The sequence below is a fragment of the Pseudomonas segetis genome, assembly GCF_900188155.1.
GTDB classification, from domain to species: Bacteria; Pseudomonadota; Gammaproteobacteria; order Pseudomonadales; family Pseudomonadaceae; genus Aquipseudomonas; species Aquipseudomonas segetis.
This window is the reverse complement of record NZ_FZOG01000001.1, coordinates 51564-65340: the sequence shown is the minus strand read 5'-3', so window position 1 is coordinate 65340 and position 13777 is coordinate 51564. Positions and strand designations below refer to the sequence as shown.

The 13777-nt window shown below is 56.9% G+C and carries 14 protein-coding genes; 11 read left to right on the top strand and 3 right to left on the bottom strand.

All coding sequences use genetic code 11. The annotated features are described in order from the left end of the window. Window positions 1-269 precede the first annotated feature (269 nt). From CHB79_RS00340 to CHB79_RS00330, 3 genes are all read right to left on the bottom strand, one after another. Window positions 270-1649 carry a spinster family MFS transporter gene (locus CHB79_RS00340; RefSeq protein WP_089358537.1) on the bottom strand — a complete coding sequence of 460 codons (1380 nt, stop codon included), beginning with the start codon at window positions 1647-1649 and terminating at the stop codon, window positions 270-272. A 170-nt stretch (window positions 1650-1819) separates the two neighbouring features. Further along, the gene (hemH, locus tag CHB79_RS00335; protein WP_089358536.1) at window positions 1820-2845 is read right to left on the bottom strand and encodes a ferrochelatase; all 1026 of its coding nucleotides are present in this window, start codon (window positions 2843-2845) and stop codon (window positions 1820-1822) included. 33 nt (window positions 2846-2878) lie between these two features. Then, a complete protein-coding gene (locus CHB79_RS00330) occupies window positions 2879-3784 on the bottom strand; it encodes a TIGR01777 family oxidoreductase (protein WP_089358535.1) in 906 nt (301 codons plus the stop codon). A gap of 255 nt (window positions 3785-4039) precedes the next feature. Between CHB79_RS00330 and CHB79_RS00325 the strand changes: the two genes are divergently transcribed. The 11 genes from CHB79_RS00325 to CHB79_RS00275 all read left to right on the top strand — a co-directional run bounded on the left by CHB79_RS00325 (window position 4040) and on the right by CHB79_RS00275 (window position 13761). Further along, window positions 4040-5032 (top strand): NAD(P)/FAD-dependent oxidoreductase, encoded by a 993-nt coding sequence (locus CHB79_RS00325; protein WP_089358534.1) that lies wholly within the window; start codon window positions 4040-4042, stop codon window positions 5030-5032. Beyond that, window positions 5029-5262, top strand: a complete 234-nt coding sequence (locus CHB79_RS00320; protein WP_010484324.1) for a TIGR02450 family Trp-rich protein — start codon at window positions 5029-5031, stop codon at window positions 5260-5262. The genes CHB79_RS00325 and CHB79_RS00320 overlap by 4 nt, the downstream gene beginning before the upstream one ends. Window positions 5263-5391: 129 nt before the next feature. Then, window positions 5392-6354, top strand: coding sequence for a YbgA family protein (locus CHB79_RS00315; protein WP_089359166.1), 963 nt, complete (start codon window positions 5392-5394; stop codon window positions 6352-6354). Next, a complete protein-coding gene (locus CHB79_RS00310; protein WP_089358533.1) occupies window positions 6351-7304 on the top strand; it encodes a MerR family transcriptional regulator in 954 nt (317 codons plus the stop codon). The genes CHB79_RS00315 and CHB79_RS00310 overlap by 4 nt, the downstream gene beginning before the upstream one ends. Then, the gene (gene phrB / locus CHB79_RS00305; RefSeq protein WP_089358532.1) at window positions 7304-8749 is read left to right on the top strand and encodes a deoxyribodipyrimidine photo-lyase; all 1446 of its coding nucleotides are present in this window, start codon (window positions 7304-7306) and stop codon (window positions 8747-8749) included. The genes CHB79_RS00310 and phrB overlap by 1 nt, the downstream gene beginning before the upstream one ends. Continuing rightward, entirely contained in the window at window positions 8742-9167 is a 426-nt protein-coding gene (locus CHB79_RS00300; RefSeq protein ID WP_089358531.1) for a nuclear transport factor 2 family protein, read from the top strand. The genes phrB and CHB79_RS00300 overlap by 8 nt, the downstream gene beginning before the upstream one ends. Next, entirely contained in the window at window positions 9164-9913 is a 750-nt protein-coding gene (locus CHB79_RS00295) for an SDR family NAD(P)-dependent oxidoreductase (protein WP_089358530.1), read from the top strand. Before CHB79_RS00300 ends, CHB79_RS00295 begins: the two co-directional genes overlap by 4 nt. 19 nt (window positions 9914-9932) lie before the next feature. After that, a complete protein-coding gene (locus CHB79_RS00290) occupies window positions 9933-11180 on the top strand; it encodes an NAD(P)/FAD-dependent oxidoreductase (RefSeq protein WP_089358529.1) in 1248 nt (415 codons plus the stop codon). Further along, window positions 11180-11980, top strand: coding sequence for a DUF1365 domain-containing protein (locus CHB79_RS00285; RefSeq protein ID WP_089358528.1), 801 nt, complete (start codon window positions 11180-11182; stop codon window positions 11978-11980). Before CHB79_RS00290 ends, CHB79_RS00285 begins: the two co-directional genes overlap by 1 nt. After that, window positions 11967-13241, top strand: a complete 1275-nt coding sequence (locus CHB79_RS00280; protein ID WP_089358527.1) for an SAM-dependent methyltransferase — start codon at window positions 11967-11969, stop codon at window positions 13239-13241. Before CHB79_RS00285 ends, CHB79_RS00280 begins: the two co-directional genes overlap by 14 nt. After that, on the top strand, window positions 13234-13761 hold the full coding sequence (locus CHB79_RS00275; protein WP_089358526.1) for a DUF2878 domain-containing protein: 528 nt from the start codon (window positions 13234-13236) through the stop codon (window positions 13759-13761). The genes CHB79_RS00280 and CHB79_RS00275 overlap by 8 nt, the downstream gene beginning before the upstream one ends. The last annotated feature ends 16 nt before the right edge of the window (window positions 13762-13777 follow it).

Below are 13777 nucleotides of genomic sequence, written 5' to 3'. Positions count from 1 at the left end.
CGAAATACAAAGTGCCGTGAACGGCAACAGCCCTCAGGCCCAAGCCTGGACAGCACGACGATGGGAAGTTTTTCTTATGGGAGGGGCGAATATATAGAAAACCCAAGGTGGGTAAAACAGGTATTTGCCAGTGCTTGGCTCAGTGCGCTGCCCTATCAAAGCCCTTGACGGGACATGTCGATCTTTAAGCTGTTCGCCCACGGTGGACACTAATGCCCTAAACCACAAGCGCATGCAGTATGCCTGTCTGCATGCGCGGGAATCGACGCTTATGGGCGGTTAGGCACTAGCGCTGCAGCACTGTCATCCGCTGCTTGCTGATCTGCAGCTGCAGACCAAGCACCGAGTTGCTCGATACTTTCGCGATATGGCTTGAGCCCTTTGCTCAGCAAGATAATCGAAGTGCTAACCGCCAGTATGGTCACGATCAACAGCGAGTAACGCAGCGCGTTATCGTCGGCAAACACGTAGTCAGTCACCAACGCAACGGCTGTCGGGCCTATCCCCAGACCGAGCAAGGTGATGACAAACAGATAAATCGCCGAGGCCTGCCCGCGCATGGAGTTAGGCATGATCTCCTGAATCGCAGCCGGCGCCACACCAAATGGCATGCTCAGGCAAAACACCGTTGGCGCCATCAGGACCGAAGCCCAAAAGGCGCTTTCCATCAAGGGAAACCCCAACACAAAGGGCACAGAACCAATCGCCGCATACAAGCCCACCCGCATGTTGGCGTCTGTGCGACCACGCTTGGCCATCCAATCTGCCAAGCGCCCGCCGAAGACGATGCCCAGGCACCCAAACACCGCCACAATACTGCCGTAGACGATCCCGACGTGGCTGGCATCCCAACCGTAAGTGCGAATGTAGAAGGTAGGTACCCAAGCCGCGCTGCCATAACCGGCAAAGGCCAGGCCTGCGAAACCAAAGTTGTGGCACAGCACCGTACGCCGATTCTTGCGGATGTAGCTGGCCACTTGCGACAGCGGCACCACGACACCGGCCCCGGCACCACGGCGTGCAGGCTCTTTAACTGCCAGCATCAATAGGGTAAAGAGCACGCCGGCAGCGCCAAGGACGAGGAAGATCAGCTGCCAGGGCCGGACCTCACCCAGCACTGGCAACATCACATCACCCTGCGCCGAGGCGAACTTGATCACCAGTCCGCCCAGCAAGAATGCCAAGCCCGAGCCCAGGTAAACCCCCATCGAATAAACGCTGATCGCGGTTGCGCGGCGCTCCAACGGGAAACTGTCGGCAATCAATGAATAGGCGGCGGGCGACAACGCAGCCTCACCAACGCCCACGCCAATCCGGCACAGCAAAAATTGCCAATACAGGCGCACCATCCCACATGCAGCGGTGGCGGCACTCCAAAACAGGACGCCAAAGGCAATCAGCCCGCGACGACTCTTGCTATCAGCCAAGCGACCAAGCGGAATACCGCACACTGTATAGAACAAGGCGAAGGACAAGCCCATCAGCAGGCTCATTTCAGTATCGGAAATCGCCAGGTCACGGCGAATGGGGCCAACCAGCAAGTTGAGAATCTGCCGGTCAATAAATGACAGCACATAGGCAACCATCAAAATGCTGACGGTGGTCCAAGCGCGAATATTTGAAGGATAGCCATTGTTGTTATTGGGCATGGGCAGTTTCCTCGACAGCGCAAATGCGGTGCGCGACGGTTTAAAGTACTGCCAGCTTAGGCGGATATGCCGCCTGGTGAGTATCGCTCGTAGGCGTTATTAACAGGATGAATATCATCCTTTGGAGTGACAGGCGCCAACCTGCGCCCGCCCTCCAGCGGAGCTGCAACTCAAAGGTCGATAGGCGCGCGTTCACATAAAACGGCAAGGGCCTCGGTCCAGCTTGGATGATCGTTCAGGCAGGGCACCAGTTGCAGGGTTTCACCGCCTGCCTCTTGAAACTGCTCCAATCCGCGATCACCAATCTCTTCAAGCGTTTCGATACAGTCGGCAACAAAGGCCGGGCACATCACCAGCAGGTTTTTAACCCCCTGCTTCGCCAACTCCTCAAGCCGAACCTCGGTATAGGGTTCGATCCACTTTGCCCGGCCAAGGCGAGACTGAAACGACACCGACCACTGCCCAGGCTGCAAGCCCATTTTTTCGGCAAATGCCTGGGCGCTGCGCATGCATTGCGCGCGATAACAGGTGGCCAGGACTTCAGGCGATGCGCTCTGGCAACAGTCCGCGCCTTTCAAGCAATGACCAGCGCTTGGGTCACGCTTGTGCAAGTGACGCTCTGGCAAACCGTGGAAACTCAGGAGTAAATGGTCAAAGCCCTTGGCCAGATAGGGTTTCGCACTGTCGACCAGCGCCGATATGTATTCTGGCTGGTCGTAGAATGGCTGCAGAATCGATAATTGCACCTCGGACTTACTCTCGCCAAGAACCCGACGCGCTTCTTCAATCACCGTAGTTGTGGTGCTATCCGCAAACTGCGGATACAGCGGAGCCAAGGTGATTTTTTTCACGCCTTGGGCAAGCAATTTTTGCAGCTGCGACTCGATTGAGGGCTCACCATAACGCATTGCCAGCCCCACCGGCCCGTGCGTCCACTTGGCGTGCATTGCCTGTTGCAAGCGTTTGCTGAGCACAACCAGGGGCGATCCCTCTTCCCACCAGATAGAGGCATAGGCATGGGCAGACTGCTCGGGTCGCTTGATCAGGATCAACGACACCAACAGCCGCCGAATCGGCCACGGCAAGTCAATCACATAGGGGTCCATCAAGAACTGATTGAGGTAGCTGCGGACATCGGCAACTTTTGTCGAGGCTGGCGAACCCAGGTTAACCAGCAGTAACGCGTGATCGGTCATGCAAATTCCTAGTGCGGCCCGCTTTGATCGGGCTCAGTCTGTCGGATTCAATAAATCCGTTAATGCGACATCCAAATGAATGAAGCGGAACTCAAAACCGAGGTCGGTCAAACGCTTGGGTTGCGCACGCTGGCCACCCAACAGCAGGATCGACATTTCACCAAGGCCTGCACGCAATAAAAAACCGGGGACAGGCAATACAGTGAAGCGGTTGAGCGCATGCCCCAACTCATAGGTAAATTCACCATTGCGCACCGGATGCGGCGAGCAGGCATTATAAGGACCACTGGCCTGTTGATGCTGCAAGAGAAAATCAATCAAGGCGATTTGATCGCTCAAATGCACCCATGGCATCCATTGCTTGCCACTGCCGATACGACCGCCCAGGCCGAGCCTGAACGGTAACAACAGGCGCTTCAACATGCCGCCGTCTGCAGCAAGCACCAAACCTGTGCGCACCAGCACCACACGAATACCCAGCGCCTGGGCCTGCAGCGCTGCGCTCTCCCAATCGGCACACAAGCGGGAGGCAAAATCATCGCTCATCTGTGGCGACTCTTCAGTCAGCACTTGATCACCACCGTCGCCATACCAACCAACAGCCGAGCCGGATATAAGCACGCCTGGTTTTTGCTCACGCTGTGCGAGCCAGGTGATGAGCTGTTCGGTCAGGGCGATTCGACTATCACGCAGAAGGGCCTTGCGCGCGGTGCTCCAGGGCTTATCGGCAATGGGCGCGCCCGCCAGATTAATCACAGCATCGATAGATTGATCCTTGAGCTCTTCGAGCCTTGCAACGCCGCGAACCGAGTAACCACACAGCGCTTTGACCTGATCAGGACGGCGACTCCAAACGCTCAACTGGTGCCCCTTGGCGGCCCAGTAATGACACAAGCCCTGACCGATCAGACCGGTACCGCCAGTCAGCAAAATATGCATGGCATCTTCCTCGCATGTATCTAGCCCAAGGCAATTTTTCACAGCTTAAACAGTCTACCTTTGACATAGGGCGCGGCGTTTCATCAACAATGGCTAAGCTTACCGAGTAGCTTGAAAACCGCGTCATTAAGCTTTGTGTTGAGCCTTAAACTATAGATGAGTCCTGTCTTGGGCCGCACAATCTTATACATAAAAATAAAATTGTATAGCTTTACACCAAAGCGTAGCCTAAGGTTCTAGAACATGAGGCAGACCATGAACTCAAGCATTCCCATCGCTATTATCGGCACAGGAATTGCCGGATTATCCGCCGCTCAAGCCCTGCAAAGCGCCGGCTACAACGTTCAACTTTTCGATAAGAGCCGTGGCAGCGGTGGTCGCATGGCCAGCAAGCGCAGCGACGCTGGCGCCCTCGACCTTGGCGCACAATATTTCACCGCTCGTGACCGGCGTTTTGTCGAAGTTGTGCAGCAATGGCAAGCACGGGGCTGGGCCAGTCAGTGGCAACCAAGCCTGTACAACTATCGAGATGGCGAACTCAGTGCCTCACCCGACGAACAGGTACGCTGGGTGGGTTCGCCCCGCATGAGCGCAATAACCCGCGCCATGCTGGGCGCGCTGCCGGTAAAATTCAGTTGCCGTATCACCGAGGTTTATCGCGGCGAACACCATTGGAGCTTGCAGGATGCCGAAAGCCAGAGCCACGGCCCATTCAGCCATGTGGTGATCGCCATGCCCGCGCCGCAAGCCACTACTCTGCTTGCCGCTGCGCCCAAACTTGCCGCTGCGGCAGCAAGTGTTTCAATGGACCCAACCTGGGCCGTCGCCCTGTCATTCGCAAGCCCACTCGACACCCGTGTGGAAGGCTGCTTCGTGCAAGACAGTGCCCTTGACTGGCTAGCCCGCAGCACCAGCAAACCCGGTCGCGACAACAGCAACGACACCTGGATACTGCATGCAACCAGCCAGTGGAGCCGCCAGCATATCGACCTGGCCAAGGAACAGGTCATCGAGCATTTGCACGGGGCTTTCGCCGAATTGATCGGCTGCGCCGTACCGGCACCGACCTTCACCCTGGCCCATCGCTGGTTATACGCACGTCCATCAGCCGCACATCAACTGGGCGCTTTGGCCGATGCGGACCTGGGTCTGTATGCCTGTGGCGACTGGTGTTTGTCAGGCCGGGTTGAAGGTGCCTGGTTGAGTGGCCAGGAAGCCGCTCGCAAACTGCTCGAGCATATGCAATGAATGCATGCCAGGCCCCACGGCGAATTAACCCGCAAAAGCTGCTGCTGTCGAAATGGACCGCTGTCACCCCGCGCAATCGTGAAAAGCACTTCATCGTTACCGACCTGGTGCGCGATGAACAAGGCCAGGTGTTGTGCATCGAACTCCAGGCTGTATTGACCAAACGCAGTGAGCTGCTTGCCTGGCAGAGCTTGCAGCACAAGGAGCAATGGTTGATGGGCTGGAAATAACCCAGCTCAACCTTTACCCCCTTAAAAACTTGTACAAAAATTTGACTTGTACAAGAACAACCCTATGATGAAGAAAAGTTGTACACGTTTTTATTTTGTACAACTAATCATCATAGGGTCACCATGGCTATGTCAGACGCAAGGGTCAGCAAACCGAAAATCGCTATAAGCGCCTGCCTGATGGGCGAGCCAGTGCGCTTCAACGGCGGTCACAAAGAATCGCGACTGTGCAGCCGCAGCCTGAATGATTATTTTGAGTTTGTCTCGATCTGTCCTGAAGTAGCCATTGGCCTGGGCACACCCCGCGAACCCATACGCCTGGTCGGTGACCCCGAAGCGCCAAGAGCGGTAGGCACCGTCAACAAAGACCTCGACGTGACCGAGCGACTGGCAGTTTATGGCCAGCAAGTTGCTGGCGAACTGACAGATATATGCGGCTATATCTTCATGCAGCAGTCGCCATCTTGCGGCTTATACCGGGTCAAGGTTTACCAGGATAACGGCAACCCCAGCGAGCCCCAGGGCACGGGCATCTTTGCCGCTGAGTTTACCGCCCGCCACCCCGACCTGCCGGTGGAAGAAGCAGGCCGCCTGAACGACCCGGTTCTGCGCGAGAACTTCCTCTGCCGCGTGTTTGCCTATGCCGACTGGCAGCAACTGATGCAAACCGGCCTGACCCGTAAAAGCCTGATCGGCTACCACTCACGCTACAAATACCTGCTAATGGCAAGCAACCCATTGCAATACAAAATGCTGGGCCGCCTGCTGGGTAACCTCGGCACCCATGATCTGCAAGAACTTGCGCCCAAGTATTTCAGCCAACTGATGGCCGCGCTGAAAAACTGCGCAACCCGTGGCACCCACAGCAATGTATTGCAGCACATCAGCGGCTATCTCAAGCAATCACTGAGCGCACAAGAGAAACAAGAAATGCAGCACCTCATCAGCCAGTACCGCCAAGGCGTGGTGCCGTTGGTGGTGCCTCTGACGCTGCTTAAACATCACTTCCGGATGCATCCCGACCCTTATATCGATCAACAGGTTTACTTGCAGCCGCACCCGGAAAACCTCAGCTTGCGAAATGCCTTATGACCCACATAGACCAAGCCCCCATTGACGGGGATTACCAAGCCGCACTCGCGAATGGTTTGCGACCTATCCGTGATGTCGCGCGTATTACCGGCGTTAACCCGGTGACGCTGCGCGCCTGGGAACGGCGCTATGGCCTGATCGTGCCGCAGCGCACGGCCAAAGGTCACCGCCTGTACAACGAGCAACAGATTAGTCAGATCCAAACGATCCTGATGTGGATCAACCGTGGTGTTTCGGTCAGCCAGGTAAAGGGGCTGCTGGACACAGGCGCCCCAGCACTAGCCGTGGCTGGCGCGCAATGGGCTGATTCGCAATGGGCACACAAGTGCCAGCAACTACTTGAGGCCATCAGCGCCTTGGCTGAGCGGCGCATCGACGACATATTCAACAGCGAGCTGGCAGTTTACCCGCCGCAGGTGCTGTGCAAGCAACTGCTGCTACCGCTGCTGGTCGAGCTCGAACAACGCTGGCATGGGCAATTTGGCGCCTGTCTTGAGCAAGTGTTCTTTCACTCATGGCTGCGCAGCAAGCTCGGTGCACGGCTTTACCACAACAACCGCCAGAACATGGGCGACCCGCTGTTGATGGTCAACTGCTCCGACTTGCCCATGGCCCCAGGACTGTGGCTCAGCGCCTGGCTGGCAAGCAGCGCCGAATCGCGGGTTGAAGTGTTTGACTGGCCCGTGCCCCTGGCTGAGCTGGGCATGGCCATCGAACACATTCAGCCTTGTGCGGTACTGCTGTATTCAACCCAACCCTTGAACCTCAGCCAGTTACCGACACTGCTCCAGGGACATGACATCACCCTGCTCATCACCGGGCCAACGGTAACCATTCATCAAGCCCAATTACTGGAGTTACTCAGCCAGCACAGCAACCTGGCCATTGCCCTTGATCCGATCAGCGCCATGCAAGTGCTGACCGATAGACGCCTGCTAGAGGAGGCCTGATGCAGCAGTTGATGTGGTTCCGTACCGACCTCAGGGTGCATGACAATACCGCGCTGGCCGCAGCAATGGCGCAGGGGCCGACTGTCGCCGTATTTTTGTTGAGCCCCGCACAATGGCAAGCTCACGATGATGCTCCCTGCAAGATCGATTTCTGGCTGCGCAACCTCAGCCACCTGAGCACCGAACTGGGCAAGCTGAACGTGCCCTTGCTGGTCCGAACTGCCGAGCACTGGGATCAGGCAGCAGGCGTAATTAGCGAGCTGTGCCAACAATTCGACATTGGCCAGGTACATCTCAACCAGGAATACGGCGTTAACGAAAGCCTGCGCGACAACCAGGTAGGCCAAGCACTGGACGCCCTGGACATTGGGCTGCGCCGCCACCTTGACCAGTTATTTTTCCAGCCGGGCAGCGTACTGACCAAGACCGGCACCTACTTTCAGGTTTACAGCCAATTCCGCAAGGTTTGCTATCAGCGTCTGCACGACAACATTCCAGGGTTGATAGCCAAGCCCGCCGCGCAAGCGGCATTGGCAATCGAAGCCGACCCGGTACCGCTGCAAGTCGAACCATTCGCAACGCCCAGCAAGCAACTGCAACAACTCTGGCCTGCCGGCGAGGATGAAGCCATGCGCCGCCTGGCCCGCTTCGTCGACGAACCCATAGCGGACTATCAAGCAGAGCGTGATATCCCGTCCAGCCCTGGCACTAGCCAGTTGTCTGCATACCTGGCCGCTGGCGTTATTTCGCCGCGCCAATGCCTGCATGCGGCGCTGGCATTTAACCGCGGTGAATTCGACAGCGGCAATGCCGGCGCCACCACCTGGATCAACGAGTTGCTGTGGCGCGAGTTCTACAAACATATCCTGGTTGGTTATCCACGGGTTTCGAAACACCGGGCATTCCGGGTTGAAACCGACTTGCTCAAATGGCGCAAGGCCCCTGCAGAACTGGAGGCATGGCAGCAGGGCCGCACAGGTATTCCGATCATCGATGCGGCGATCCGCCAACTACTGAGCACGGGCTGGATGCATAACCGACTGCGCATGGTGGTGGCCATGTTCCTGACCAAAAACCTGCTGATTGACTGGCGCGAAGGCGAGCGTTTCTTTATGCGCCACCTGATCGATGGCGACCTCGCTGCGAACAACGGCGGCTGGCAATGGAGCGCCTCGACCGGAACGGATGCGGCGCCCTATTTCCGCATATTCAACCCTGTCAGCCAGTCACAGCGCTTCGATCCGGATGGACGCTTTATCCGCCAATGGCTGCCTGAACTGGATGGCCTGGGAAAAAAGGAAATCCATGATCCCTCGGCGCTCGGCGGCTTGTTTGGCATGGCGGACTATCCGAGCCCGATCGTTGATTTAAAAAGCAGCCGTGAGCGGGCGATCAACGCCTTCAGGGACCTGACTGAAGAACCGAGGCATGTTTTCCATGAGTGATTTCCTGAAAGACTTCGCCCGCGAATTCGCCGCGCTGAACAAGCACAACCTTGAGCGCCTGGTCGATTTGTACAGCGAAGATGCCGTGTTTCAAGACCCGCTGCACACGCTCCATGGCCTGGCAAACATACGCGGCTATTTTGCCGAGTTATACGCAAACGTCAGCGATTTAAGCTTCGACTTCAAGGGGTATGACCAGGTCGGAAGTGGCGAAGGCTATCTGCGCTGGACCATGAGCTATCGCCACCCGCGCCTCGCGGGTGGCAACCTGATCCAGGTTGAAGGCTGTTCTCACCTGTTGTGGCATACCAGGGTTTATCAACATCGCGACTACTTTGACGCAGGCAGTTTGCTTTATGAACACCTGCCAGTCCTGGGCGCAGTCATCTCATGGCTGAAAGGCAGGTTAAGCCAATGAACGAACGTCGCTATTGGGTCACCGGCGCCAGCAGTGGCATTGGTGCAGAACTCGCCGAGTTGCTGCTCGGCATGGGCCATCGCGTGGCGCTGAGCGCTCGCTCCGTGGAGCCGCTACAGGCCATGGCGGAGCGCTACCCACATCAGGTGCTGGTACTTGCGGGAGATCTCTGTGATCGCTACCAAGTGCAGGACATCACCAATCGCATCAACTCGACCTGGGGCTGGCTGGATACGGCGATTCTCAATGCAGGCACCTGCGAATACCTCGATGCGTCCAAATTCGATGCCGCACTGATTGAACGGGTGTGCAAGACCAATCTCTTCGCCACCAGCTACTGCATCGAAGCCGCCCTGCCCTTGCTGCGCAAAAGCCAGAGCCCACATCTGGTCGCGGTTGCCAGTTCGGTCACCTATTTGCCACTGCCACGCGCTGAAGCCTATGGCGCGTCGAAGGCTGCGGTGCGCTACCTGTTTGAGTCGCTGCGCCTTGACCTGGCACATGAGGGAATCGATGTGACCCTGGTCAGCCCCGGTTTTGTAGAGACACCGCTGACGCAGAAAAACGATTTCCCGATGCCCATGCGCGTCACCGCGACAACTGCCGCGCAGCACATCGTAAAGCGCCTCGACAAGCGCCCTTATGAGATTGCCTTTCCGTGGCTGTTTATCCGTTGCCTGCGGTTACTCGGCGCGCTACCCAAAGCGATGCAAGTTGCCATTGGCAAACGCATGGCTCGTACCTAACCAGCAATTGGGATCAGACATGAAAATTGCCATTATCGGCAGTGGTATTTCAGGACTAACCAGTGCCTATTTGCTTAATCGCAAGCATCAAATCACTGTGTTTGAAGCCAGCGACTGGATCGGCGGTCACACCCATACGGTTGAAGTTGAAACCGCTGGGAAACGCTTTGCAATCGATACCGGCTTCATTGTCTTCAATGACTGGACCTACCCCCATTTCATTCGTTTGCTCGGCCAGCTTGGAGTAGCTTACAAACCTACACAGATGAGTTTTTCGGTCAGCGATCCGGTCAGCGGTACCGAGTACAACGGCAACAGCCTCAACAGTTTATTTGCCCAGCGCAGCAACCTGATTTCGCCCAGGTTCTGGAACATGGTCCGCGATATTCTGCGCTTCAATCGCGAGGTCATCGACGACCTCAATAACTACCGAATCCACCCCAGCATGACCTTGGGCCAATACCTCAAGGCGGGCGGCTACTGCAGCCGCTTCACCGAACACTACATAGTCCCCATGGGCGCGGCGATATGGTCAATGTCGCTGCAAGACATGCTCGATTTCCCCCTGCAGTTCTTCGTGCGTTTTTTCAAGAATCACGGCCTGCTATCAGTCAACAATCGGCCGCAGTGGTGTGTAATCGAGGGCGGCTCCAGCCGTTATATAGCCCCCCTGAGCGCCTCATTCAAACAACACATCCGGCTTAACTGCCCAGTGCAGCGGGTCGAACGCGACGCCGAAGGCGTGAACATCTACAGCACCAACGGCCTTGAGCGTTTCGATAAAGTCGTCTTCGCCTGCCACAGTGACCAGGCCCTGGCACTGCTGGCGCAGCCCAGCGCGCAGGAACGGCAAATCCTCGGCGCCTTGCGTTACGCAGACAATGACGTGGTACTGCACACCGACACTCGCCTCTTGCCCCAGCGACCGCTGGCCTGGGCCAGTTGGAACTACCGCCTGGGCGGCCCCGTCGAACAACCGGCGGCGGTGACCTACAACATGAATATCCTGCAGGGCATACAAAGCGATACCACCTTCTGCGTCAGCCTTAACCAGAGCGCCCAGATTGAACCGAGCAAGATCCTCGGCCGCTACAGCTACTCGCACCCGCAATACAGCCTCGACAGTGTTGGCGCACAAAGTCGCCATGAAGAATTGCTGGGCCCCAACCACAGCTATTTCTGCGGTGCCTACTGGGCCAACGGCTTCCATGAAGACGGCGTCGTGAGTGCATTGCGCGTCGCCCGCCACTTCGATGAGGCCCTGTGATGAACAGCGCACTCTACAGCGGCACGGTGCAGCATCGACGCTTTGCCCCAAAGCCACACGACTTCAGGTATCGCATGGGTTTTATATACCTTGACCTGGATGAACAGGATCAGGTCCTGGGTTTGTCTTGGCTGGCCGGGCGTGGTCGATTTGCGCCATTTGCATTTCGCGAAACAGACTTTCTGCCACAGTTCACCCGCGTGGGCATTCGTTTGATTGATGCGGTACGGCTACGCGTGCAACAAGCCACCGGGCAAATGCCCGAAGGGTCTATTTGCCTGCTTGCACAGCCGCGCAGCTGGGGACTGGCCTTCAACCCGGCAAGTTTTTTCTATTGCCACGACCGCAACGGCAAGCTGCTAGCCATTCTCTGCGAGGTCAGCAACACGCCGTGGCGCGAGCGTTATCACTATGTCGTGCCAGCCAGCGACGATGCCAGGCAAGAGGTCTGCGTCAACAAGGCATTCCATGTCTCACCCTTCTTGCCGCGCGATATCCAATACCGGATGAGGTTCAGCCCGGTCAGCCAACGACTGGGAATCCACATGGCCGACTGGCAAGGCCCCGACAAGCTGTTCGATGCCAGCCTGAGCCTGACCCGCCGCGAGCTCACGCGCAAAAATCTGTATCGCTACCTGGCCAGCTTCCCCTGGATGACCGGCAAGACAGTCATTGCGATCTACTGGCAAGCGCTGCGCTTGCTGATCAAACGAACACCATTGTTCAACCACCTGCCGGCAACTGATTCATTCAGCGTTGCCCGCCAGCATGCGAAGGAATCCACCCATGAAAAGCTCTAGCTTCAGTTCTTCCAGGAGCGCGTTAATGATGGGTAGCGGCCTGGGCGCGGGTTTGCTGCGGCGCGGTGTGCTACGCCAGCTGAAAGGTCTGCGTCATGGCTCCCTGACGGTAATCGAGGGCGGTCAGCGCTTTGAGTTTGGCGACCCGCACGCCAGCATCCATGCCGAAATCAAGGTCAACGACAGTGCCGTCTGGGCCATGGTTGCCAAGAACGGATCCATCGGAGCCGGTGAGGCTTATATCCACGGCCACTGGAGTTCGCCGGACCTCACCGCCGTGGTGCGCGTATTTGTCACTAACCTCGACACCCTGGATGCCATGGAAACCGGTCTTGCTCGTTTGGGGCGTCCGTTCGTATTGGGCCTGCATTGGCTCAACAGCAATACCCGAAAAGGCTCGCGAAAAAATATCGCGGCCCATTACGACATTGGCAACGAACTGTTCGAGGAGTTTCTCGACCCCAGCATGATGTATTCAGCGGCGCAATTCCTTAGTGCCGAAGACAGCCTGCATCAAGCCCAGTTGAATAAACTGGAGCGCATTTGCCAGAAGCTCGACCTGCAAGCCCAGGATCATCTGCTCGAAATTGGCACAGGCTGGGGCAGCATGGCGATTTATGCCGCACTTAATTACGGCTGCAAAGTCACCACCACCACGCTCTCCAAGGAGCAGTTCGATTACACCCAGCGACGTATTAAAGAACAGGGCCTGGAAGATCGCGTAACCTTATTGCTCAAAGACTATCGCGACCTGGAAGGCAGCTACGACAAACTGGTATCGATCGAGATGATCGAAGCTGTTGGCCATCGCTTTCTCAGCAGCTACTTTCAGACATGCGCCAATCTGCTCAAGCCAGATGGATTGATGCTACTGCAAGCCATTACTATTCGTGACCAACGCTACGAGCAGGCCCGCAATAGCGTCGACTTCATCCAACGTTACATTTTCCCGGGCGGTGCGCTGCCCTCAATCACCAAGATGCTCGATATCATTACCGACAAGACCGACATGAACCTGCATCACATGGAGGACTTCGGCCAGCACTATGCGCGCACGCTGCGCTTATGGCACGAGAACCTGCATCAGGCCCGCCATAACCTGGAAAAGCTCGGTTACGACGAATACTTCTACCGCATGTGGGAGTTCTACCTGTGCTATTGCGAGGGCGGCTTTATTGAGCGCACCATCGGTACCGCACAACTGCTGCTGGCAAAACCTGGCGCACGACCCGCCCCCTTACTTGGACGCTTTAATGCCTAAACTGATCGTCAATGCCCTGCTCTTCCAACTTGGCTGGCTGACCTGTGTGTTCGCCGGTGACAGCCTGTGGTTGCTGATAGTGGCGGGCATATTGGCGGTGCATTTTTTCTGGACCAGCAGTTGGGCCGCTGAAGGCAAACTGTTAATCAGTGTTTTCTGCGCAGGCAGCGCACTGGACAGTTTTTTGCTGAACCTCGGTGTGTTTGAGTTTTCCGAGCCTCGCACGCTGATACCTCTGTGGCTGGCACTGCTCTGGATACTGCTGGCCAGCACGCTTAACCACTGCCTGGCGTGGACAGCCAAGCCCTGGTGGCGCGCCAGCCTGCTGGGCGCAGTTGCAGGGCCTTTGTCCTACTATGCCGGGGCGCAGATCGCAGATGTGCGCTTGCCTCTCGGTACCGCGCCCACCCTGTTGCTGCTGGCGCTGATCTGGGCCCTGGTGATGCCCGTGCTGCATGGCTTTGCCAAGCTCTATCGCGCGCAATACGAGCAAGCCTTGCGCACACGTCGATCGGCTTGAGCCACCAAAGCCTGCT